The organism is Frankia sp. CpI1-P, from assembly GCF_001421075.1.
GTDB classification, from domain to species: Bacteria; Actinomycetota; Actinomycetes; order Frankiales; family Frankiaceae; genus Frankia; species Frankia torreyi.
In genome coordinates this window covers 37,924-61,320 of record NZ_LJJX01000042.1, presented here as the reverse complement: position 1 = coordinate 61,320, position 23,397 = coordinate 37,924, and the positions used below count along the sequence as shown (strand labels likewise).

The window sequence follows — 23,397 nt, the reverse complement described above, 5'->3', positions numbered from 1 at the left end:
TGGCCACCGCCGCAACCGTGATCGCTTCCCAGGCGGTGATCACCGGGGCCTACTCGGTCGCCTCCCAGGCTGCGGAACTCGGCTACCTGCCTCGGCTGCGGGTCACTCACACCTCGGAGTCCANGATCGGGCAGGTCTACGTCCCGTGGATCAACTGGCTACTGATGATCTCGGTACTCACCCTGGTCTTCGCCTTCCGCAGCTCCGCGGCCCTCGCGTTCGCGTTCGGCATGGCGGTGACGGGGACCATCACCATCACCACCCTGATGTTCTTCTACCTCGCCCGGTGGAAGTGGCACACGCCGGGATGGCTGCTCGGACTGGGGGCGAGCGTGCTGCTGTCGGTCGATCTCCTGTTCGTCGCGGCCAACCTGACCAAACTCGTCCACGGCGCGTGGCTGCCGCTGCTCATCGCCCTGACGGCGTTCACGGTCATGACGACCTGGCAGCGCGGCCGACAGATCGTCACCGCGCAGCGGCAACGGCGCGAGGGATCGCTGCGCGAGTTCGTCGACCACCTGCGCACCAACACGTTCCGCGCGGTTCGGGTGCGGGGCACGGCGGTGTTCCTCAACCGGGGCAAGCAGACCGCGCCGCTGGCGCTGCGGGCCAACGTCGAGCACAACCACGTGCGCCACGACCATGTACTGATCCTGTCCGTCGAGACCCTGCCGGTGCCTCGCGCCCCCGCGAACCAGCGGATCGCCGTGGACGACCTCGGCTACGCCGACGATGGCATCAGCCACGTCACCGCCCGGTTCGGCTACATGGAGAAACCGGACGTGCTGGGCGCTCTGCGGATGCTCGACCCGGACACCACCGAGGGCCGGCTGGACCTGGACCACGCGTCCTTCTATCTGTCCAAGATCGAGCTCAGGACCGGGGACACGCCGACCATGGCCCGCTGGCGCAAACGGCTGTTTATCGCCACGTCCCACATCACCGCAGACGCCGCCCAACACTTCGGCCTCCCGGGCGACCGCACCGTCATCATGGGCTCACACATCGAGATCTAGCCGATGACGGTCACGGCTGGTAGCGGTAACCCATGCCGGGTTCGGTGGTCAGGTAACGGGGCCGGGCAGGATCGGGTTCGAGCTTGCGGCGCAACTTGTTGATATAAAGTCGAAGGGAGGAGCTGTCCTCGGCTATTCCAGGTCCCCACACCTGCCGCACAAGCTGTCGGTGACTGACGAGCCTGCCGGGACGGCAGGCAAGGGCTTCCAACAATCGCCATTCCGTCGGAGTGAGACGCAGACCGGCCGGCCCGTCTCCGGCCACCGCCGGCCCCTCCGGGGAGACATCCCCGATACCGTCTCGCAGACTGATCCTTCTTTCCGCGAGGTCGATCCGGTACCGACCCAGCTCGNCAACCGGCACCGATTCCGCGCCGGCCGCACGACGCGTCACGGCCCGAATTCGTGCCAGCAGCTCGCCGATCGAGAACGGCTTCGTCACGTAGTCGTCGGCACCCGCGTCGAGCGCTGCCACCTTGTCTTGACCCGAGACCCGGCCGGACAGCACGATGATCGGGACGCCGCTCCACCCCCGCAGTCCGCGGATAACCTCAACTCCGTCCATATCGGGCAGGCCGAGGTCTAGTACGACCAGGTCGGGGGGCCAGGCGGCCGCCTCCGACAGGGCATGACGGCCATCTGCCGCCGTATGTACCTCGAATCCCTGGGAACGCAGAGTGATTCGCATTGCCCGCAACAGCTGCGGCTCGTCCTCAACGAACAGCAGACGACTCACGTGAGCCCCATCCCCTCGCACCGCGCACCAGCCGCCGGACACCTGGATCAGCGTGCCGGCCCCACGGGGCTGAGACGATCCGGGTGGTTGGCGAGAATGTCACCGACGGACCGTCGGGTGGGNCCGGCCAGAACGGGGCGGCACCCGAACCTTGGTGTCCATGGCAAACGCCCTCACGTCGACGATTGTCTCTGACTGACCTCAGAGTCAACCGCACCAGACCCCGGAATTCGCGATCATTGACGGAATGCTAACGGAGATCGGGCCGTTTCTAACACACCGCTGACGGCGCTCATGTCACGGCAGCCTGTTGCCTGTCCGACGGTGCGGGACCAGGTGCCCGTGCTGCCCGCGAGTCGCCAGGAAGCCGTCGACGCGTTGGTCGCGGTGAGAATGGGAGTGATCGAGAGTGGCCGTGCTGCCTCACACCGTCGGCGTGGCTCCGATGAGCAGGTGGCTGACCCGTTCGGTCGACCGCATGACGATGTTCACCGGGTAATCGTCGGATGGCAGGGGCCTCGATGTGGTCGCGTGTCCGTCGGGGACAACGATGCGGACGAGGGGACGGGCAACGCTGTCGCAGACGTGTCCGGTACCTGGGTAGATCGTCCCGGCAATCCCTGGGAGGAAGCCGGAACGATCAAAATCATCAGCATTTCGGGCTGAGCCGGCTCCGAGATTGCACGGCTCGCCCACCTGGTTCCCGATCGCCGGCTCAGCAACGCGCGGAGCGCGGCGGCGCCGGCGCCCACGGCGGCCAGCGCGGCGAGGACAAGGAGGTCGGCTGGTCGGTGAACACCGAGGTCACCCTCGGTATGGATGACGAATCCCAGATAGAACGGCCAGGCCATGGCACCGACCGAGCAGCCGGCTGGGATGGTGGTCCACCATCCCGTTGCGGCGGTGAAGGCGAGCAGGACCCCGATCCCAACCGGTGAGCCGGGCGGGAACGAGACGAAGATGGCGGCAAGGGCCAGGAGACCGGAGAAGCCGACAAAGAACGCGAACTCCCAGGGCAGGATCAATGACCGACATTCCTGACCCCGCCGTGCTGACCTCGGCACCATGACCTCCGGGCATCGAGTTTCTGCTGCCTGTCCCGACGGCCGGTCGACGGTGGTTGTGTCTCCCGGGCGCATACACCAGAGCAGATCTAGTCCACCTTGCTCCCTCGGCCGGCATGGTGGGCGGGACCTCACGGCACGTTGACGCCCTGACGGCGCATAATCACAGCTCTTTGACGCAGGCGTCCTTGCGATCGGCGGAAGACTTCCCCGGGGGCTCTCCCTGAGCTCTCCCTGCCCGGCTCGCAGGCCGGTGTCGCGGGCGAGAACCGTCCACACCCGGTCCATCTCACCCAGTTCCATACCAACCACCGCCACACACGCGAAGACGACAGTCAGTACCGCTCCCGCCGGTGGGTGCCGGAAGGGAGAGATGTCGATGGATGTTCGGCTGATTGTCGGCGGGGGTGTCGAGGAGCATCCCGTCGAGGCGCTCGCGGGCCTGCTCGACCGATCCGGGGATGAACNTCATCGTCAACGACCGCACGAAGGTCGTGCCGCTGGTGGCGGTCCTGGTGGTGATGGTGATGGTGATGGTGGCCATGTCCGCCGGCCTGCTGCGGTGGGCCAGGCGACGAGGGTGGTGGTAGCCGCTCCATGACAGCCCGTTCGGCCATCCGTCCGGCTGGTTTCGTCTCGCGCCGGTGGGTTCGTGTCCAGCGGCTCGGGCGCGGAGACTGGACCGTATGACGCGTGGCAGGTTGCGGATCTACCTCGGGGCGGCCCCGGGAGTGGGCAAGACTTTCGACATGCTGTGNGAGGCCCATCGACGTAGGNACCGCGGTACGGATGTGGTCGTCGGCCTGATCGAGACCCACGGCCGGCCACGGACCGCCGCACTGGTCGACGGGCTGGAGGTCGTGCCGCGCCGGACGGTGCAGTACCGGGGCGCCACGTTCAGCGAGATGGACGTGGANGCGATCGTGGCGCGGAAGCCGGCGGTGGTACTCATCGACGAGCTGGCCCATACGAACGTCCCGGAAGGCCGGAACGAGAAACGTTGGCAGGACGTCGCCGAGCTGTTGGACGCGGGCATCGACGTGCTGTCGACGTTGAACATCCAGCATCTGGAGTCACTCAACGACGTCGTCGAGACAATCACAGGGGTCGCGCAGCGGGAGACCGTGCCGGACGCGGTGGTGCGTGCCGCGGAGCAGGTGGAACTGGTCGACATGACGCCGGAGGCGTTGCGGCGCCGGCTGGCGCACGGCAACGTCTACAGCCCGGAGAAGATCGATGCCNCACTCGGCAACTACTTCCGCGTCGGTAACCTCACCGCGCTGCGCGAGTTGGCGTTGCTGTGGCTGGCGGACAAGGTAGACGACCAGCTCGATCGTTACCGTGCCGACCATGGGATCACCGGGCTGTGGGAGACCCGGGAGCGGGTGGTCGTCGCGCTGACGGGCGGTCCCGAGGGCGGGACGCTGATCCGCCGGGCAGCGCGGATCGCGGACCGGATGAAGGGTGCGGACCTGCTCGCCGTCCACGTCACCCGGTCGGACGGGCTGACGGGCGCGTCGTCGGCGCACTTGGCCAGGCAGCGGGCCCTGCTGGAGGGTCTGGGTAACGGCAGCTACCACCAGGTGGTCGGGGAGGACGTTCCGACGGCGTTGTTGGACTTCGCCCGGGCGGAGAACGCCACGCTGCTGGTCCTCGGCGCGAGCCGCCGTGGTCGGCTCGCGCACATGCTGGATCCGGGCATCGGGGTCACCACGACCGCGATGTCGGGTCCGATCGACGTGCTCACGGTCACCCACGAGCAGGTGGCGAGNGGACGGCGGCTGCCTCGCCCGACCCGCGGGTTGACCGTTCGCAGGCGGCTCGCCGGTGTGCTGGTCGCGGTCGTGCTCCTGCCGCTGCTGACGCTCCTGCTCGCCGCCGCGCGGACCACGCTCAACCTGACCAGCGACGCGCTGGCCTTCCTGGTCGTGGTCGTCGCGGTCGCGCTGGTGGGCGGCCTGCTGCCGGCGTCGCTCGCCGCGGTGGGCGGCTCGTTGTTGTTGGACTACTACTTGGTCCCGCCGATGCATCAGCTCACCATCGCGGAACGCAACAACCTGCTCGCGTTGCTGGTGTTCCTGGCGGTCGCGGCGATGGTGAGCGGTGTGGTCGATCTTGCCGCCCGGCAGACCAGCCAGGCAGTTCGGGCATCCGGCGAGGCGGAGATGCTCTCGACGTTGGCCGGCAGTGTGCTGCGCGGCGAGCGGGCGTTGCCGGNGCTGCTCGAGCGGGTGCGGGAGGCGTTCGGGATGTCGTCGGTCGCGCTGCTCGAACGCGCAACCGAGGGTGTTCGCGGGCCGATCCCGCCGGGCGGGGAGTCCGACCGGGGCGGTTGGCAGGTGGTCGACGGTGTCGGCCCCGATCCGTGCCGCCGACCGGAGGAGGCCGACACGGTCCTTCCGGTGGGCGAGAGCCTCGCGTTGGCGCTGCGGGGACGTCCGCTGGCGGCGGCGGACCGCCGGGTCCTCATCGCCTTCGCCGCGCAGGCAGCCGTTGCGCTTGAGCAGCGCCGGCTGGCGGCGGAGGCGGCGGAGGCGAAGCCGCTCGCCGAGGTGGACCGCACCCGCACGGCCCTGCTTGCCGCCGTCAGCCACGACCTGCGCAGCCCNCTCGCCTCGGCCTCGGCGGCCGTCGCGAACCTGCGCAGCGACGACGTGACATTGACCGACGACGAGCGGACNGAGCTGCTGGCCCTGACGGATGAATCGTTGGANCGCCTCACCCGGCTGGTGGAGAACCTGCTGGACATGAGCCGGCTTCAGGCCGGGCGGCTCAGCGTGTTCCCCGGCCCCGTCGGCCTGGACGACGTGATTCCCGGCGTGTTGAAGGACCTTGAGCCGGCGGCTCGCGGCGTGGCGGTGCAGGTTTCTGACGATCTCCCCTCCGCATACGCCGACCCGGCGCTGCTGGAGCGGGTCCTGGCGAACCTGGTCGCCAACGCGATCCGCTTCTCGCCCCCTGATCAACCGCCGCTGATTGCGGCCAGTGCGCTCGGCGACCGGATCGAACTGCGGGTCGTCGACCGGGGACCAGGCTTGCCAAGAGAGCATCGTGACCAGGTGTTCACACCGTTCCAGCGACTCGGCGACACGGACAACGAGATCGGCGTCGGCCTGGGTCTCGCGCTGTNCCGCGGTCTGACCGAGGCGATGGGGGGCACCCTGATACCGGAGGACACCCCTGGCGGCGGCCTGACCATGGTGGTGACGCTGCCCGCCGCCGAGGTCCCGGCCGCCGGCGAGCGTCACGGTTGGAACCGGTAACCCACGCCGGGCTCGGTGATGAGATGGCGCGGCCGGGCCGGGTCCGGTTCGAGCTTCCGGCGCAGTCGGCCGATGTACTGGCGTAGATAGTGGCTCTGTTCCTTGGGCGAGGGTCCACCGGTGCGGGGAAGCAGCTGGCGGTAGGTGAGCAGCTTCTCGGGGTTTCGAAGCAGGATGTCGAGTAGATGCCACTCCGTCGGGGTGAGCCGCAGGTCACCGCCGCCCGACTGGTGCGCGGCGGCGGGATTGCGGCGGACTCGCCGGGCATCCAGGTCGATCACATAGTCGCCCAGCTCGACAACGCACGGCTCGGTCGGCACCGGAGTACGACGGGCGACGGCGCGCAGCCGGGCGAGGAGTTCGTCGACCCGGAAGGGTTTGGTGACGTAGTCGTCGGCGCCGGCGTCGAGCGCGGCGATCTGGTCGTCGCTGCCGGCCCGGCCGGACAGGACGACGATGGGGGTGGCGGTCCAACCGCGCAGGGCATGGATGACGTCGGTGCCGTCGAGGTCGGGCAGGCCGAGGTCGAGCAGGATGATGTCGGGCTCCAGCTCGGCCGCGGCGACGAGGGCCGCGCGGCCGCGGGTGGAGGTGGTGACCTGGTAACCGCGGGCCTGCAGGGTGATGCCGAGCGCCCGCAGGATCCGCGGGTCGTCATCGACCACGAGGACCCGGGTCATGGGGCGACACCGAGGTTGACGATCATGGTTTTCACTCCGGCCGACTCGAACGGTCCGGGACGGTGGGCAGGGCGAGCACCATGGTGAGACCCCCGCCGGGGGTCTCCTCAGGGGTGAGGGTCCCGGCCATCGCTTCGACGACGCCACGGGACAGCGCGAGGCCGAGGCCCACACCGGTCGTGTTGTCCCGGTCACCGAGGCGCTGGAACGGCATGAAGACACGCTCACGGTCACTTTCCGGGATGCCCGGACCCGTGTCGATGACCCGTAGTTCGACGCGGTCTCCGATCGCGCTCGCGGTGATGAGAGGAGGCTGACCGGCCGGGGCGTGCTGCAGCGCGTTCGCCGTCAGGTTGGCGATCACTCGTTCGAGCAGAGCGGGGTCGACGGACACCTCGGGGAGGGCGTCGGGAATCCGGACCCGTACCGTGCCGGCCGCCGCGCCGAGCTGGTCGAGAGCGAGCGCGACGACGTCGTCGAGGCCGGCGGGCGCAGGGGAGATCTGGAGTGCTCCGGCGTGCAGCCGGCTCACGTCGAGCAGATTTTCCACCAGTCGGATGAGGCGATCCAGCGACTCCTCGGCGGTGGCGAGCAGCTCTGCCCGGTCGGCCAGGGTCCATTCGACATCCGCGGACCGCAGGCCGGAGACAGCGGCCTTGGCCGCGGACAGCGGGGTGCGCAGGTCGTGGCTGACGGCGGCGAGTAGCCCGGCGCGGACGTGGTTGGTCGCGGCGAGGGTGGCGGCGTCCGCGGCCTGCGCCGACAGCCGGCGGTGTTCCAGCGCGATGGCGGCCTGGGCAGCGAACGNGGCGAGGACGCGGCGGTCCGCGGCGGGCAGCACCCGGCCGGACACAGCCAGGGTGAGGTCCGGGCGGATCGGCACCGCGGTGTCGGCCTCGTCCGGTTCCGGGCATGGCGGTGATCCACTCACGCCGATGATGGTCCAGCTGTCCGAGGCGTGGGTCAACGCGGTCTCGTGCCGCTCGAGCAGCGTCGCCGACGTCACGGCGAAGGTCTCGCGGACGCGGTTGAGCAGGGCGGGTAGGGCGTCCTCCCCCGCGACGAGGCTGCCCGACAGGGTCGCCAGGGTCGCTGCCTCGGCCCGCGCCCGGGCGGCCTCGGCGATGTGGCGGGCGGCGATCTCGACGACCCCGCTGACGGCCAGGGCGATGACGAGGAAGACGGTGAGCGCGACGACGTTCTCCGCACTGCGGACGAACAGCGAGTGCACAGGTGGGATGAACAACCAGTCGGCGAGCAGGCCCGCGCCGACCGCGCAGACCACCGCGGGGTAGAGCCCGCCGACGAGAGCGACGGCGAGTATCACCAGCTGGTACAGCAGCAGGTCGCTGGCCAGACCCAGGCTCCCTCGGAGCTGGGTCAGGACCGCGCTCAGGGCTGGCAGACCGGCACCGGCCAGCGCGACCCCGGCAAGCCGGCGACGCAGGGTCAGATGACTGCCGATCTCGGACAGTCGGCGTCCCTTGCCGGCCGCCTCGTGCGACACCATGTGGACGTCGATCTCCTCGGCGCGGCGGGCGACCTCCGCGGCCACGCCCCGCCCACCGAACAGAGTCCCCAGCCAGGTTCGCCGGCTCACGCCGAGGATGAGCTGACTGGCATTGACGCCGCGGGCGAAGTCGAGAAGTGCGTCGGGAACACTCTGGCCGACGACCTGGTGGTAGCTGCCGCCGAGGCTTTCGGCCAGTTCGCGTTGATGCTGCAACGCCCCGGCATCGGCGGGCAGCAGCCCGTCGCTGCGGGTGACGTGGACGGCGACCAGCTCCCCGCCGGCCGCCGCGGCGGCGATGCGCGCGGCGCGCCGGATGAGGGTTTCCCCTTCGCGGCCGCCGGTCAGCGCGACGACGACCCGTTCCCGGGCCTCCCACCGCCGGGAGATGCCATGCTGGCTGCGGTAGTCCGCCAGCTGCTCGTCCACCTTGCCCGCCACCCACAGCAGCGCCAGCTCGCGCAGCGCGGTGAGGTTCCCGACCCGGAAGTAGTTGCCGAGCGCGGCGTCGATCCTGTCCGAGGGGTACACGTTGCCGTGTGCCAACCGGCGCCGCAGCGCCTCCGGACTCATGTCGACCAGCTCGATCTGGTCGGCACGGCGCACGACGTCGTCGGGGACGGTTTCCTGCTGCCGGATCCCGGTCACCGTCTCGACGACGTCGTTCAGTGATTCCAGGTGCTGGATGTTGACGGTCGACAGCACGTCGATCCCGGCGGCGAGCAGCTCCTCCACGTCCTGCCAGCGCTTGGCGTTCCGGCTGCCGGGGACGGTGGTGTGGGCGAGCTCGTCGACGAGGGCGACCTGCGGGCGGCGGGCGAGGACCGCGTCCACGTCCATCTCGGAGAACGTCCCGTCCCGGTAGGCCAGCGTGCGTCGCGGGATCACCTCAAGGCCGTCGAGGAGTTCGGCGGTGTGCGTCCTGCCGTGGGTCTCCACGAAGCCGACAACAACGTCGGCGCCGCGTCGGGCCCGTCGATGGGCTTCGGCCAGCATCGCGTAGGTCTTTCCCACCCCGGGCGCGGCCCCGAGGTACACGCGTAGCCGGCCCCGGGTCATGTCCCGCCTTCCGCGAGGGGTCCGAGAGCGAGGGCGGGCAGGTAGGTGATCGCGACGACGAGAATCGCCACGGCGGCGGTGAGCGCGGCGAACATCGGTGTGTGGGTCGGCAGCGTCCCGCGGGTCACGGACGCGGGGCTCTGCCGGGCCAGCGAACCGGCCAGGGCGATGACGAGGATCATCGTCAGGTAGCGGCCGACGAGCATCGCCAGCGCCAGGCCGACATTGTAGAAGTCGGTGTTGGCGGACAGTCCGGCGAAGGCGCTGCCGTTGGTGTTCCCGGCCGAAGTGAACGCGTAGAGGCCCTCGCTCAGCCCGTGCGCGCCGGTGTTCAGGAACGAGCGTCGGGGAGTCGGCAGACCCAGCGTCAGACCGGTGCCGACCAGGACGGCGACCGGGGTCGCGAGGGTGATCAGCGCCACCAGCCGGATCTCCGACGCTCGGATCTGCTTACCCAGGTACTCGGGTGTCCGCCCGATCATGAGGCCGCCGAGGAAGACGGCCACCAGCGCGAGCGAGACGAGTCCGTACAGGCCGGAGCCGACCCCACCCGGGCTCACCTCGCCCAGCAGCATGTTCACCAGGGTCACGCCCCCGCCGTAGGCGGTGAGCNAGTCGTGGCTGCCGTTCACGGCGCCGTCCGCGCTGGCGGTCGAGGCATTCGCGAACAGGGCCGTGCCGGCGGGCCCGAACCGGGTCTCCTTGCCTTCCAGACTGGCGCCGACGGCCTGCGGGACGGTGCCGTGGTGCGCCGCCTCGGTCCAGGAAAGCAGCGCCAACGAGGCAGTGAANAGCACCGCGACGACGCCGAGGAGCAGCCAGCCCTGACGGGTGTCGCGCACCATCCGCCCGTACATCCGGGGAATCGCCGACGGGATGAGCAGCATCAAAATGATCTCGACGACGTTCGTCCAGGCCTTCGGGTTCTCGAACGGATGTGCCGAGTTGACGTTGTAGAAGCCGCCGCCGTCGCCGCTCATCAGTTTGATCGCCTCCTGGGAGGCGACCGGGCCACCGGGAACGGCCTGAGTATGACCGGCCAGCGTCGGCACCGTGTGGAATCCGTGCAGGTTCTGCACCGCGCCGCCGGCCAGCAGCACGACGGCGAACACCGCGGACAGCGGCAGGAGCACCCGCACGACCCCGCGGACCAGATCGCACCAGAAGTTGCCGACCCGGTCCGTCCGGCTGCGGGTCAGGCCGCGGATCAGCGTCAGCGCCACCGTCAGACCGACCGCGGCGGACAGGAACGAGTGCACCGTGATGCCGGCCAGCTGCGTCAGGTGCCCGAGTGCCCCCTCCCCCGCGTAGGACTGCCACGAGGTGTTGGTGACGAAGGAGACCGCGGTGTTCCACGCCTGCGCCGGCGGCATCCCGTGATGGCCCAGCGCGAACGGCAGGTGCGCCTGCACCCGAAGCAGCACGTAGAGCAGCAGGATCGACATCCCGGAGAACGCGAGCACACAGCCGGCGTAGGTGGACCAGCGCTGGTCGGCGTCCGGATCGACGCGCATCGCCCGGTAGAGCAGTGCCTCGGCCCGCAGATGCCGAGACGAGGTGAAGGCGCAGGCAAGCAGGTCACCGAGCGGCACATGGACCGCCGCGAGCACGACCAGCACGACAGCCGCCTGCAGCCAGGCGCTCACCGCGATCTCCCGGTGACATCGTGGCGACCGGTCATGAGGGCTCCAGGCAGGGTACGGGTGAGGTCGGATTCGAGGTCAAGATCGGATTCGAGGTCAAGGCCGGGGTCGAGGTCGCGGTCGCGGTCGCGGCGGAGGTGGCCGACCGGTGCACGGGACGGGGTCCTGGTCCGTGCACCGGCCACTCGGCCCGACAGCTACCTGGACGTCGCGTCGAGGGCCCTGTTCAGGTTGAGCACGTTCACCGTCGGTTCGCCCATGAAGCCGAGCGCCCGACCGTCGATGCGGTCGTGGACCAAGCGGTGGAGCGTGGCCGGATCGAGACCGCGGGCCTTGGCGACCCTGTTCACCTGGAGGTAGGCGTAGGCCGGGGAGATGTCGGGGTCGAGGCCGCTACCCGAGGCGGTGACCGCGTCAGGTGGCACCGGGTTGCCCGTCCCCCGCCCCNGGCCCTTGATCGGGACGGTGATGCCGGCCGAGTAGTCCTTGCCATACTCGGCGCACTCGACCTTGACTCCCTGATAGGTGGCCATGAACGGCGTTGCAGGGCATTCCTCGTTGATGCTGACGACCCGGGTGATCGGACCCGTGGTGCCTTCGGTCCGGAACACCGACAGGACGGCACCCACGCCGGCCGCGGTGCAGAAGGGCCGGCGTCCATCGACGCCCTCGGTGTCGCCGATCGCCTTGCTGCGGGCACAGACCTGGGTGAGCAGGCTCTGCTTGCTCTCGTCGGTGTCCTTGGTGGCCGGGTCGTCGAAGNCGTCGACGATGCTCTCCGGGCCGAGGTTCGACGCCGAGGTCGACGTCGGGTCATAGCCGTCCCCGGCAGCCGACGGGCGGGACTGGAAGTACTTCGGGATCGGGTTGCCCTTGTCGTCGGTGAACAGCTGACCGATCTCGGACGAACCGACCACCTGCCCGGCCGCGTTCTTGACCAGCGAACCGTTCGCCCTGTCCTTCAGGCCGGGCAGCTGCGCGACCCCCGTGATGAGGAGCGGATAGGCGATTCCGGTCAGCACGGTCAGGACGAGCAGTNCCCTGAACGCGGCGAGATGCTGCCGCACGACGGAGGGAAGACGGGTTGATGGCATGTCACCGCGCTCCGGGAATGAACTGGATGACGAGGTCGATGAGCTTGATCCCGATGAACGGAATGACCAGCCCGCCGACGCCGTAGATGTAGAGGTTGCGGCGCAGCATCGCGGCCGCGCTGCTCGGGGTGTAGCGGACGCCGCGCAGCGCCAGCGGGATCAGGGCGACGATGACGAGGGCGTTGAAGATGACCGCCGACAGGATCGCCGACTCCGGGCTGTGTAGCCGCATGATGTTGAGCTTGTCCAGCCCGGGATAGATCGCCGCGAACATCGCGGGGATGATCGCGAAGTACTTGGCGATGTCGTTCGCGATCGAGAAGGTCGTGAGCGCCCCGCGGGTGATGAGTAGCTGCTTACCGATCTCGACGATCTCGATGAGCTTGGTCGGGTTCGAGTCGAGGTCGACCATGTTGCCGGCCTCCTTGGCGGCCGACGTGCCCGTGTTCATCGCCACCCCGACGTCGGCCTGGGCGAGCGCGGGGGCGTCGTTGGTGCCGTCGCCGGTCATCGCGACGAGCTTGCCGCCCNCCTGCTCCCGTTTGATCAGCGCCATCTTGNCCTCGGGCGTGGCCTCCGCGAGGAAGTCGTCGACCCCCGCCTCCTCGGCGATCGACCGGGCGGTCAGCGGGTTGTCCCCTGTGATCATCACGGTGCGGATGCCCATCCNGCGCATCTCGTCGAACCGCTCGCGCATGCCGGACTTGACGATGTCCTTGAGCTGGATGACGCCGAGGACGCGGGCCGTGCCCTCGACCGACTCGGCGACGACCAGGGGGGTGCCGCCGGACGCCGAGATGCCGTCGACGGTCTCCCCGAGGTCGGCGGGGATCACGCCGCCCAGCTCACGAGCCCAGTTGATCACGGCACTCGCGGCGCCCTTGCGCACCAGCCGGGCAGGGTCCCCGCCGTAGGCGTCGAGATCGACCCCGGACATCCGGGTCTGGGCGGTGAAGGGCACGAAACGCGCGTGGAGGAGCTCACCCGGGCCACGTTCGCGCAGGCCGTAGGTGCTCTTCGCGTGGACGACGATGGAGCGGCCCTCGGGGGTCTCGTCCGCGAGCGAGGACAGCTGGGCCGCGCTGGCCAGCCGCTGCTCGGAGGTGCCGCCGACCGGGATGAAGGCTCGCGCCTCCCGGTTCCCGATGGTGATCGTTCCGGTCTTGTCAAGCAGGAGGGTGTTCACGTCGCCGGCCGCCTCGACCGCCCGCCCGCTCATGGCCAGCACGTTTCGCTGGACGAGGCGGTCCATGCCGGCGATGCCGATCGCGGACAGCAGCGCGCCGATCGTCGTCGGGATGAGGCAGACCAGCAGCGAGACCATCACGATTCCGGTCACGCCGTCACCGTTGAGGGCCTCGGTGTCCGGCACCCCCGGCAACTGCGCCTTGGAAAAGATCGCGAGCGGCTGCAGGGTCGCGACCGCGAGCAGGAAGATGATCGTCAGCGCTGAGAGCAGGATGTTGAGTGCGATCTCGTTGGGGGTCTTCTGCCGGTTCGCCCCCTCCACCAGCGCGATCATCCGGTCGATGAAGCTCTCGCCCGGCTTCTGCGTGATCCTGACGATGATCTGATCGGACAGCACCCGGGTGCCGCCGGTCACCGAGCTGCGGTCGCCGCCGGACTCGCGGATCACCGGTGCCGACTCGCCGGTGATGGCCGACTCGTCGACGCTGGCTATCCCCTCGACGACGTCGCCGTCGCCGGGGATGAACTCGCCCGCCTCGACTACCACGAGGTCGCCCTGCGCCAGCCGGGGTGCGGGAACCGGCTCGACCAGGGCCGGGTCCACGGTCTGTCCGGGCTGCCAGGAGGCGAGCCGGCGGGCGACCGTGTCGGTCTTGGTGCGGCGCAGCGCGTCCGCCTGGGCCTTGCCGCGACCCTCGGCGACGGCTTCGGCGAGATTGGCGAACAACACGGTCAGCCACAGCCAGACGACGATCAGCCAGGCGAACGCGGACTCGTCCCGAATCGCCAGCACGGTCGTGAAGACCGCGCCGACCTCCACGATGAACATGACCGGGTTGTGCCACAGCGTGCGCGGGTCCAGCTTGCGCAGCGCGTCCGGGGTCGACCGCCACAGCATCTTCGGATCGAGCAGGCCGCCGGAGACCCGACGTGGAGCCGCCGGCGGGTTCGGCGCGGGCGCCGGCGCCTGCGCCATGGTCGTGGTGGACATCTAGTGCAACCCTTCCGCGAGCGGGCCGAGCGCGAGCGCCGGGAAATAGGTGAGGGCGACGATGATCACGGTGACGCCGACCAGCATGCCGGCGAACTGCGGCCGGTGGGTCGGCAACGTCCCGGCCGTCGCGGGCACCGGCTGCTGGCGGGCCAGCGACCCGGCCAGACCCAGGACGAAGATCATCGGAAGGAAGCGTCCGAACGCCATCGCGAGCCCGAGCGCGGTGTTGTACCAGTCGGTGTTCACCGTGATGCCGGCGAATGCCGACCCGTTGTTGTTGCCGGCGGAGGTGAACGCGTAGAGCACCTCGGACAGGCCGTGCGCGCCCGAGTTCAACATCCCCGCCCGTTCACCCGGCAGAGCCATCGCCACACCCGTGCCGACCAGCACAATCGTCGGCGTCGTCAGGAAGTAGAGCGAGGCGAACTTTATTTCTCGACTGCCGATCTTCTTCCCGAGGTATTCCGGTGTTCGTCCGATCATCAGTCCCGCGACGAAGACCGTGACCACGGCGAGGACCAGCATTCCGTAGAGACCCGATCCCGTCCCACCGGGCGCGACCTCGCCCAGCATCATGTTGAACAGCAGCGTCGCCCCGCCGAGGCTGGTGTACGAGTCGTGGAACGAGTCCACCGCGCCGGTCGACGTCAGCGTGGTGCCCGTGGCGAACAGCGCCGAGTCCGGAACGCCGAACCGGGTCTCCGTACCCTCCCGAGNCGCCCCGACCGCCGTCGGCACCGTACCGTGATGGAGCGCCTGGAACGCCTCGTTCGCCCCGAGGCTGCCCAGCGCGAGGACCGCCATCACCGCGACGATCGCGAGTCCCTGCCGGGTGCTGCCGACCATCTTCCCGAAGGTCCGCGGCAACGAGAACCNGATCGCGAGCAGCAGGTAGATCTCAAGCCAGTTCGTCCACGTGGTGGGGTTCTNGAACGGGTGCGCGGAGTTGGCGTTGTAGAAGCCGCCCCCGTTCGTGCCCAGTTCCTTGATGGCCTCCTGGCTGGCGACCGGCCCGCCGGTGATCGACTGGCTGCCGCCGGTCAGGGTGGTCACGGAGCGGTTTCCGTGGAAGTTCTGGATCGCGCCGCCGGCGATCAGCACGATCGCCATCAGCACGCAGATCGGCAGCAGTATCCGCACGATGGTGCGGACCAGGTCGACCCAGAAGTTGCCGAGCTGGTCGGTGTTCTTCCGGGCGAACCCGCGCACCAGCGCGATCACCACCGCGATACCCACCGCGGCGGAGACGAAGTTCTGCACTCCCAGCCCGGCCATCTGGACCAGATGGCCCATCGTCGACTCGCCGGAGTACGCCTGCCAGTTCGTGTTGGTGGTGAAGCTGATCGCCGTGTTCCAGGCCAGCGCCGGCTTGACCGCCGGAAATCCCAGCGCCAGCAGCAGGTGGTTCTGCACACGCTGGAAGAGATAGAGGAACAGGATGGAGACCAGCGAGAACGCCAGCACGCTGCGGGCGTACACCACCCAGCGCTGCTCGGCGTCCGGGTCCACGCCGACCAACCGGTAGATACCCCGTTCGACCCGCAGGTGCTTCCTGCTCGTGTACACCCGGGCCATGTGGTCGCCCAGCGGTCGATAGGTCAGCGCGAGGGCCAGCACCATCGAGACGATGAAGACGACGCCCGCGGCATTCGTGCCCATNTAGAAACGCTCCGGAAACAGCAGGGCCACCACCAGGAAGACGGTGAGGACGACGGCGATGACGAGACCCGCGACGTTCTCGGCGCTCACAGCTTCTCCACCGCCCTGACGACCAGCGCCAGTACTGCGAAGACCGCGAGGGTCAGCAGTACGAAGACAATGTCACGCACGCGAGAACTCCTGACTTTCAAGATCGATCATATCGGAATTGGCGGCCACGCCTGGAGAAAATCCGCGGGAGACCATACTCCCAGCCTCCGGAAATAGCTCCGCGCACCGTGGAGGACGCCGCGATACTCGTGGCCACGACACTGCAGGAAGTCGTCCCGCGTCAACCGACAAGGCTGACAATGTCGGACCCCCGCTCACCCATTCCCATACGTCCCGCCCATCCGGCGGCAGCCGCAAGTATGGAGCTGTCNGCGCTGGCCGGCCAGCGATACTAACGCTCTAATGACGCCTTATCCGGAGATGTCAACGGCTCATTAACACCGATAGCGCGCCGGTCGGAATCCGTAGGTGCGCCATGTCTCTCTGTGCACGCCTTGGAGGTGATGTCGAGCACGTTTCACCCATCGGCCTGGATCTCCACTGGCGCACGGGAGACAAGGAGTCCGGTGTGTGAGGCGCTACGAGCAGCCAGCCGTCACGTGGCGATCTCGGCTCAGAGGCGAGGCTCTTCGGGCGACCGGCGGCCAGCCCCTGGCAGGGATCACATCCGTCGCCGCCTGCTGGCTGGCCGGCAGCACCGACCACAANCCAGCCCCGTCCATCGGAGGACACGAGTCCAGGCCGGGGATCTCCCGGTGCCGGTCGCCAGGAGCGGGAAGTGGTCGCCGCCGCCACCCTCGTGATCCTCCACACCGAGCACCGCCGTACCACCTGACCACCACACCGCGGCCACATCGCCGTGAATCACGAAGCGTACCGGACGGTTACCGGGAAAGGCTCACTGTGAGGCCGCGTTCACCACCCCCGGGAGCTATAAAGAATAGCCCGGTCACGTCAATTCGTCGGTGTCCGCCGGGCCGACAACGGCCCGGTGCACGCACACGAGGGCAGGGTCGACGTCAGACATGTAGAACAAATGAACGAAGGGCATGGTCGACACGTTCTCCGGCGCGACCTTCTCGGCGATGAGGGCCTCACCTCGGACAATCTTTACTCCACCCAGATCCCAGAACTCGAACACGGTGTGNAGAGTGGTCAGCGGGGTGTCGAGCTCGCGCAGGAACGCCCTGATCGCATCAACCCCGCGGATGTGTGTTGTGCCGAAATACATCTCGGCATCGTCGGCGTAGCAGGCGAAACCGGCGCTGAACTGCTGGGTGTCGATGTCATGGTAGATGTCGAGCAGCCAACCCGGTACCGGTGTCGTCTCGACGGCGCTCTGAGTCATCTCGATCTCCTTGCTTTCGGCGTGCGTCAGGACGGTCCAAGTTCGCCGTCGAGGATGTCGAAGAGTTCGTCCGCCGTGACAGTGCGAAGGTCGTCGTCATGGCTGGCGGCCTGGCGGGCATCGGTCCAGACGGTGGCCAGCAGCCGCAGGCGTTCACCGATGCGGGACAGGTCGGCGCCGTCCGGCCGCGTCGCGGCCAGTGCGGACTCCAGGGCTGTGAGGTGTTCCTCGACCGAGCGCGCCGGTCCCGCCGTCTCGTCCACGGCCAGGCCGAGCCGCAGACGCTCGGCCAGGGCCGTGGCCGAGGGGTAGTCGAAGATCAGGGTGGCGGGCAGGCGCTGTCCGGTGGCGGCGGCGAGCTGGTTGCGGCACTCGATCGCGGTGAGCGAGTCGAAACCGAGATCGACGAAGCCCCTGTCGGGGTCGATCGCGTCCGGCCGCTCGTGGCCCAGCACGAAGGCCGCGGTCCGGCACACGAGGTCCAGCAGAGCCTCGTCGAGGTCCTTGCCGGTCAGCTGCGCCAGCCGCGACCGCTGGGTGTCGGTGTCGCCCGCGTCGAAGCGACGCCTCGCCGGCGTGCGGACCAGCTCGCGCAGCAACGTGGGGACGCCATCCGGGCCGGAACGCACCGTCGCGAGGTCCATGCGCATCGGCACCCACGTCGGCCGGTCCGAACGCAGCGCGCGGTCCAACAGGGCCAGCGCGTCCGGCGTGGCCAGCCCGAGCACGCCGGTGCGCGCCATCCGGATCACGTCGGTTCCGCCGAGGCCGGCGGTCATGCCGCCGTCGGACCACATGCCCCAGGCCAGCGAGACGGCGGGAAGTCCCCGTGCGGCGCGGTAGTGCGCCAGGGCGTCCAGGAACGTGTTGGCCGCCGCGTAGTTGGCCTGTCCGGGGGCGCCGAGCGTGCCGCCGCCGGAGGAGAACAGGACGAAGGCCGACAGGTCCAGGTCGCGGGTGAGCTCGTGCAGGTGCCATGCCGCGTCGGCCTTGGGCCGCAGCACGTCGGCCATGCGCCGGGGGGTCAGTGCGGTGAGGATGCCGTCGTCCACAATGCCGGCCGTGTGGACGACCGCGCGTAGCGGGGTCGTGTCCGGTACCTGCGAGAGCAGCCGCCGCAACGCCTCACGGTCGCCGACATCGCACGCGGCCACGGTCACGCGGGCGCCGAGCGCGGTCAGTTCCGCACGCAGATCGGCGGCACCGGGGGCGGCGATGCCCCGACGGCCGGTCAGCAGCAGGTGCCGCACGCCATGCTCGGCCACCAGGTGCCGGGCAACGTGTCGGCCGATGCCTCCGGTGCCGCCAGTGATCAGAACCGTGCCGTCGCCGACCGACAGGGCCGGGGCGGTCGGCTCGACAGACGCGGCCCGCGCCAGTCGGGGGACGAGGATCCGGCCTTCACGCACCGCCAGCTGCGACTGTCCGGCGCCTACGGCGGCGAGCACCGCCGACATCGGGATGGCGTGGTCGTCAACGTCCAGCAGGACGAATCGCTCGGGATACTCCAGCTGCGCCGTCCGGATGACNCCCCACACCGGTGACTGGACCAGGTCCGCGATGTTCTCCCGCGCTGCCGTCGCGATGGCACCACGGGTAACCAGGACGAGCCGGGCGCGGGCGAGGCGTTCGTCGGTCACCCAGAACTGGGCCGAGGCGAGCACTCGGTCCGCGGCCTCCCGCGCCGCACCCGCCACGTCCGCCGTGGACGGGTGCGGTGTGACGCAGGGGGTGAACACGACCGCCGGCGCCACGCCCTGCTCGTACGGGCGCACGGCGCCGCCCGCGTCCGCAATCGCCGCGGCCAGCCCGAGGACGTCCGGCCCGAGAACCGCACAGTCACCGATCGCGGGCGGCATCTGCCTCGCCGTCCAGGGAATCCAGTCGACCTGGAACATGTGCTTCTGACGGACCGTCAGGGTCGCTGCGGAGATCGGACGCAATGTCAACGAGTCGGCGCAAAGGACGAGCTGGCCGCTCGGGGAGTACGCGGTCAGGCTGACCGCGTTCTCATCGTTCCCACCGTTCTCACCGTTCCCGCCGCCGGCCGGCGCGATCCGCACGCGCAGCATCGGCGCACCGGTCAGGTACGCGGTCACGCCGGACCAGGCGAACGGCAGCATGGGGCGGTCGGCGGTCGGGCCGGCGAGACCGATCGTGTGGAGGGCGGCGTCGAGCAGGGCGGGGTGGACGCCGAAGCGCGCGCCGGAGTCCTGTTCGGCCTGCGGCAGGCCGACTTCGGCGAAGATCGTGTCACCGTGGGCCCACGCCGCCCGCAGGCCGCGGAAGGCCGGGCCGTAGTCGAATCCCTGCCGGGCGAGTTCGTCGTAACGGTCCGTCAGATCGATGGGCGTCGCGTCCGGCGGCGGCCAGGTCGTGGACACGGGCGCCGGTTCCCGCTGCTGCGCGGTGAGGAATCCGCCGGCGTGGCGCGCCCACGGCGCGGTGTCCTCGGCGCGGGCGTGGACGGTGACGGGACGTCTGCCCGCGGCGTCCTCGACGCCGACGGAGACCTGAACGCGCACGCCGCCGTCCTCGGGCAGCACCAGCAGGGATTCGAGGGTCAGTTCCGCGAGGTGCCCGCAACCGACTTCCTCACCGGCTCGGATCGCCAGCTCCACGAACACGGTGCCGGGCAGTACCACCATGCCCTGGACGACGTGGTCGGCCAGCCACGGCTGCGTACCTGGGGACAGGTGGCCGGTCATCAGGACGCCGCCGTCCGGTAGTTCGACGACCGCGCCCAGCAGCGGGTGTTCGGCCGGAGCCTGTCCGATTGCGCGAGCCAGGCCGCCGGTCACCGTGCGGGCATCGGTCACCGTGCGGGCATCGGTCACCGTGCGGGCATCGGTCACCGTGCGGGCGTCGGTCCAGTAGCGCTGCCGCTGGAAGGCGTATGTCGGCAGGGGGACGCGGCGTGCGCCGCTTGCGGCGAAGAACTTCGCCCACGACACAGGGGCGCCGTGGGCGTACGCGGATGCGACGGCGGTGGCCGTCTGCCGAGCCTCGCCACGGTAACGGTGCAGCAGCGGAACGAAGACGGCGGCGCGGTCGCCGGTCAGGCAGTCCTGTCCCAGGGCGGACAGCGCCCCGTCCGGGCCGAGTTCCAGGAATCTGGTGACGCCTTCGGCTTCCAGGAGGCGGATGCCGTCGCAGAACCGTACGGTCGCCCGCACGTGCCGCACCNAGTACTCGGGGTCGCACACCTCGTCCGCCGCGGCCGGTTTCCCCGTCACGTTCGTCACGATCGGGACGCGCGGAACCGCATAGGCCAGCCCTCGGGCCAAGGCACGAAATTCGTCGAGCACCGGCTCCATCAGCGGTGAGTGGAAGGCGTGCGACACCCGCAGGTGCCGGGTTCGCCGTCCACCTCGCGACAGGCGGGCGGCGACGGCGAGCACCGATTCGCGCGCCCCGGAGACCACCACGGACCGCGGGCCGTTCACCGCCGCCACATCCACGTCGTCGGGCAGCAGGGCCCGTACCTCATCCTCGGCGGCCTCGACCGCCACCATCGCGCCGTCCTCGGGCAGCGCCTGCATCAACCTGCCGCGAGCGGCCACCAGCGCGCACGCGTCCGCCAGGGACCAGACCCCGGCCACGTGTGCCGCGGCGAGCTCCCCGATCGAATGCCCGGCGACGAAGTCCGGCCGCAGCCCCCAGGACTCCACCAGGCGGAACAGCGCCACCTCCAGCGCGAACAACGCGGGCTGGGCGTACGCGGTCTGGTCGAGCGCGGCGGCGTCCGTCGCCACGACGTCCCGCAAGGGCCGGTCCAGATGCCGGTCCAGGGCGGCGCACGTCTCGTCGAAGGCGTCGCGGAACGCGGGGTGGTGCTCGGCCAGTTCACGCCCCATGCCCACACGCTGGGACCCCTGGCCGGTGAACAGGAACGCGGTCATCCCGTCCGGCCGAGCGATGCCGTGGACGACCGTCGGGCAGTCTGCGCCCGCCGCGAGTGCACGCAGCCCGACCGCCAGCTCGTCCCGGTCTGCGCCGAGGATGACGGCGCGGTGCGTAAACGCGGATCGCGCGACGGCCAGCGAGAACCCGGTGTCCGCCGGGTCCGCCGGGTGCGGTGCCAGGCGGGCCGCCTGGTCGCGCAGGGCTTCGGCGGTATGGCCGGACAGCACCCACGGCACGATCGGCAGCGGTGACCGACCGACGTCCGGTGTCACTTCCGCATCAGGGGCCTGTTCGAGGATGACGTGGGCGTTGGTGCCACTGAGGCCGAAGGACGACACTCCGGCGCGGCGCGGACGGCCGGTGCGCGGCCATGGCCGCTGTTCGGTGAGCAGTTCGACCGCCCCGGTCGACCAGTCCACCCGGGGGGTCGGCTCGTCCACGTGCAGGGTGCGCGGGAGCACGCCGTGCCGTATCGCCTGCACCGTCTTGATCACCCCGGCCACGCCCGCGGCGGCCTGGGTATGGCCGATGTTCGACTTCAACGACCCCAGCCACAAGGGCTGGTCGCGGTCCTGACCGTAGGTCGCCAGCAACGCCTGGGCCTCGATCGGGTCACCGAGCCGGGTGCCCGTGCCGTGCGCCTCCACCGCATCCACCTCGGCGCCGGACAACCCGGCGTCGGCCAGCGCGGCACGGATCACGCGCCGCTGCGAAGGCCCGTTCGGAATGGTGAAGCCGCTGCTGGCACCGTCCTGGTTCAGCGCTGTGCCCCGTACCACCGCCAGGACCTCGTGACCGTTGCGGCGCGCGTCCGACAGGCGCTCCAGCAGCAGGATGCCCGCGCCCTCCGAGCACCCGACGCCGTCCGCCGCGCCCGCGAACGACTTGCACCGGCCGTCCGGGGCCAGGCCGCGCTGTTCGCTGAAGTACACGAACATGTCGGGTGCGGCCATCACCGTCACTCCCCCGGCGAGGGCCAGGGTGCACTCGCCGCGGCGCAGCGACCGCGTCGCGAGGTCCAGGGCCACCAGCGACGATGAGCACGCCGTGTCCACCGTGACGGCCGGGCCCTCGAGGCCCAACGTGTAGGAGATTCGCCCCGACACCAGGCTGCCGTCGCTGCTCCCGGTGCCGTAGTCGTGGTACATGACGCCGGCGAACACACCGGTATGGCTGCCGCGCAACGCGTCGGGAACGATCCCGGCATGTTCCAGCGCCTCCCAGGCGATCTCCAGTAGCAGCCGCTGCTGCGGATCCATCGCCAGCGCCTCGCGCGGCGAGATCCCGAAGAACGCCGGGTCGAAATCGCCCGCTCCATCGAGGAATCCGCCATGCCGGGAACAGCTTTTTCCCTTCACCCCCGGCTCGGGGTCGTACAGCTGCGCGAGGTCCCAGCCACGATCGTCCGGGAACGCGCCGATGGCGACCACGTCATCGGTGACCAGCCGCCACAGGTCCTCCGGAGAGGCCACGCCGCCGGGGTAGCGGCACGCCATTCCCACGATCGCGACCGGCTCGGCGGTCGACGCGGTGAGCCGGTCGTTCTCCTGACGCAGCCGCTCGTTCTCGAGCAGGGTGCGACGCAGCGCCGCGACGACTCTGTCGCGGCCGGTTCCGTCGCGGCCGGTTCCGTCGCGGCCAGTGGTCTGGTTCACGCGTGCTCTCCCGTCCGGTCGTCCCGCGCGAAGGCCGAGCGCACCAACTCGTCCACGTCCATGTCCTCGATCGCCGAACGAACCGCCGGACGAACCTCCGGACGGGTTGCCGTCACGTCCTCGTCGGGGAACAGCTCGGCCAGCAGGTGCCTGGCCAGGCGCACCGGGTCGGGGTGGTCGAAGACGACAGTGGCCGGCAGCCGCAGGCCGGTGGCCGGACCGAGCCGGTTGCGCAGCTCCAGGGCGGCCAGCGAGTCGATGCCGAGGTCGGTGAACCCGGTGGTGGCCAGGACGTCCCCGGCGCCGGCGTGGCCGAGTACGGCGGCGGTGTGACCGCGGACGAGATCGAGTACCGCCCGCTCCCGCTCCCTGCGGGACAACGAGGCGAGCCGATCTTCGAGCGACGTGGCCGCGGTGAGGTGGTCGGTCGGCCCGATGGCCTGGGGCCGCGCGTGGCCGGCAATCAGCTCGCGCAGCAGCGCGGGCGGCTCGGATCGGCCGCGCAGGGCTCCCACCTCCAGTTTCACCGGG

General features: G+C 69.9%; 10 protein-coding genes and 22 pseudogenes. 9 read left to right on the top strand and 23 right to left on the bottom strand.

The window, feature by feature from the left end; genetic code table 11:
- Positions 1–123, top strand: a pseudogene (locus FF86_RS55820) (KUP/HAK/KT family potassium transporter); the annotation flags it as partial.
- 1 nt (position 124) lies between these two features.
- Positions 125–1,016, top strand: an 892-nt coding sequence (locus tag FF86_RS55815) for a KUP/HAK/KT family potassium transporter (RefSeq protein WP_242419349.1), incomplete at its 5' end; no start/stop codon positions are given.
- 10 nt (positions 1,017–1,026) lie between these two features.
- Here FF86_RS55815 and FF86_RS55810 read toward each other — a convergent pair.
- From FF86_RS55810 to FF86_RS33600, 3 genes and pseudogenes are all read right to left on the bottom strand, one after another.
- A pseudogene (locus FF86_RS55810) lies at positions 1,027–1,369 on the bottom strand (winged helix-turn-helix domain-containing protein); the annotation flags it as partial.
- A gap of 1 nt (position 1,370) precedes the next feature.
- The coding region (locus tag FF86_RS55805) for a response regulator transcription factor (RefSeq protein WP_242419348.1) at positions 1,371–1,752 on the bottom strand (382 nt) is incomplete at its 3' end.
- 488 nt (positions 1,753–2,240) lie between these two features.
- Positions 2,241–2,777, bottom strand: coding sequence for a hypothetical protein (locus FF86_RS33600; protein WP_128423352.1), 537 nt, complete (start codon positions 2,775–2,777; stop codon positions 2,241–2,243).
- A gap of 816 nt (positions 2,778–3,593) precedes the next feature.
- Here FF86_RS33600 and FF86_RS55795 point away from each other — a divergent pair.
- The 7 genes and pseudogenes from FF86_RS55795 to FF86_RS55755 form a co-directional block, all read left to right on the top strand.
- A pseudogene (locus FF86_RS55795) lies at positions 3,594–3,732 on the top strand (sensor histidine kinase KdpD); the annotation flags it as partial.
- A gap of 1 nt (position 3,733) precedes the next feature.
- Positions 3,734–4,057: pseudogene (locus FF86_RS55790) on the top strand (histidine kinase); the annotation flags it as partial.
- Position 4,058: 1 nt separating this feature from the next.
- Positions 4,059–4,587, top strand: a pseudogene (locus FF86_RS55785) (universal stress protein); the annotation flags it as partial.
- 58 nt (positions 4,588–4,645) lie between these two features.
- Positions 4,646–5,033: pseudogene (locus tag FF86_RS55780) on the top strand (DUF4118 domain-containing protein); the annotation flags it as partial.
- A gap of 392 nt (positions 5,034–5,425) precedes the next feature.
- Positions 5,426–5,496: pseudogene (locus FF86_RS55770) on the top strand (hypothetical protein); the annotation flags it as partial.
- 34 nt (positions 5,497–5,530) lie between these two features.
- Positions 5,531–5,945 (top strand): annotated as a pseudogene (locus FF86_RS55760) (sensor histidine kinase); the annotation flags it as partial.
- 1 nt (position 5,946) lies between these two features.
- Positions 5,947–6,079 (top strand): hypothetical protein (locus tag FF86_RS55755; RefSeq protein WP_242419357.1); only part of this gene is annotated, 133 nt, incomplete at its 5' end.
- Here FF86_RS55755 and FF86_RS23255 read toward each other — a convergent pair.
- The 20 genes and pseudogenes from FF86_RS23255 to FF86_RS55670 all read right to left on the bottom strand — a co-directional run.
- Complete coding sequence (locus tag FF86_RS23255; protein ID WP_044886941.1) at positions 6,061–6,759, bottom strand: response regulator; 699 nt, start codon at positions 6,757–6,759, stop codon at positions 6,061–6,063. The two genes, FF86_RS55755 and FF86_RS23255, sit on opposite strands and share 19 nt — an antisense overlap.
- Before the next feature lie 31 nt (positions 6,760–6,790).
- Positions 6,791–7,566: pseudogene (locus FF86_RS55750) on the bottom strand (sensor histidine kinase); the annotation flags it as partial.
- A 1-nt stretch (position 7,567) separates the two neighbouring features.
- Positions 7,568–9,328 (bottom strand): DUF4118 domain-containing protein (locus FF86_RS23250; protein WP_242419347.1); only part of this gene is annotated, 1,761 nt, incomplete at its 3' end.
- Positions 9,325–9,940, bottom strand: a pseudogene (locus FF86_RS55745) (potassium-transporting ATPase subunit KdpA); the annotation flags it as partial. The gene FF86_RS23250 and the pseudogene FF86_RS55745, both read right to left, overlap by 4 nt.
- 1 nt (position 9,941) lies before the next feature.
- Positions 9,942–10,119, bottom strand: a pseudogene (locus tag FF86_RS55740) (potassium-transporting ATPase subunit KdpA); the annotation flags it as partial.
- A gap of 1 nt (position 10,120) precedes the next feature.
- A partial coding sequence (locus tag FF86_RS55735; RefSeq protein ID WP_255355885.1) for a potassium-transporting ATPase subunit KdpA occupies positions 10,121–10,974 on the bottom strand: 854 nt, incomplete at its 3' end.
- Positions 10,975–11,168: 194 nt separating this feature from the next.
- A pseudogene (locus tag FF86_RS55730) lies at positions 11,169–11,418 on the bottom strand (potassium-transporting ATPase subunit C); the annotation flags it as partial.
- 1 nt (position 11,419) lies between these two features.
- Positions 11,420–11,733: pseudogene (locus FF86_RS55725) on the bottom strand (potassium-transporting ATPase subunit C); the annotation flags it as partial.
- Position 11,734: 1 nt separating this feature from the next.
- A pseudogene (locus tag FF86_RS55720) lies at positions 11,735–12,009 on the bottom strand (potassium-transporting ATPase subunit C); the annotation flags it as partial.
- Between the two features lie 57 nt (positions 12,010–12,066).
- Positions 12,067–12,595: pseudogene (locus FF86_RS55715) on the bottom strand (HAD-IC family P-type ATPase); the annotation flags it as partial.
- A 31-nt stretch (positions 12,596–12,626) separates the two neighbouring features.
- A pseudogene (locus FF86_RS55705) lies at positions 12,627–12,734 on the bottom strand (hypothetical protein); the annotation flags it as partial.
- A 1-nt stretch (position 12,735) separates the two neighbouring features.
- Positions 12,736–14,244 (bottom strand): potassium-transporting ATPase subunit KdpB (gene kdpB / locus FF86_RS23230; RefSeq protein ID WP_255355884.1); only part of this gene is annotated, 1,509 nt, incomplete at its 3' end.
- Positions 14,245–14,963, bottom strand: a pseudogene (locus tag FF86_RS55700) (potassium-transporting ATPase subunit KdpA); the annotation flags it as partial.
- A 1-nt stretch (position 14,964) separates the two neighbouring features.
- Positions 14,965–15,122: pseudogene (locus FF86_RS55695) on the bottom strand (potassium-transporting ATPase subunit KdpA); the annotation flags it as partial.
- A gap of 1 nt (position 15,123) precedes the next feature.
- Positions 15,124–15,176: pseudogene (locus tag FF86_RS55690) on the bottom strand (hypothetical protein); the annotation flags it as partial.
- Between the two features lies 1 nt (position 15,177).
- Positions 15,178–15,906 (bottom strand): potassium-transporting ATPase subunit KdpA (locus FF86_RS55685; RefSeq protein WP_242419346.1); only part of this gene is annotated, 729 nt, incomplete at its 3' end.
- Position 15,907: 1 nt separating this feature from the next.
- A partial coding sequence (gene kdpF / locus FF86_RS67850) for a K(+)-transporting ATPase subunit F (RefSeq protein ID WP_063925324.1) occupies positions 15,908–15,996 on the bottom strand: 89 nt, incomplete at its 3' end.
- Between the two features lie 1,335 nt (positions 15,997–17,331).
- Positions 17,332–18,834: pseudogene (locus tag FF86_RS55680) on the bottom strand (type I polyketide synthase); the annotation flags it as partial.
- A 1-nt stretch (position 18,835) separates the two neighbouring features.
- A pseudogene (locus FF86_RS55675) lies at positions 18,836–20,491 on the bottom strand (polyketide synthase dehydratase domain-containing protein); the annotation flags it as partial.
- A gap of 1 nt (position 20,492) precedes the next feature.
- Positions 20,493–23,381, bottom strand: a pseudogene (locus tag FF86_RS55670) (beta-ketoacyl synthase N-terminal-like domain-containing protein); the annotation flags it as partial.
- Between the last annotated feature and the right edge of the window lie 16 nt (positions 23,382–23,397).

Bases quoted from the DNA above. Each gene is read 5' to 3' on its own strand.
- FF86_RS23255 (WP_044886941.1), bottom strand. From the start codon at position 6,759: ATGACCCGGGTCCTCGTGGTCGATGACGACCCGCGGATCCTGCGGGCG.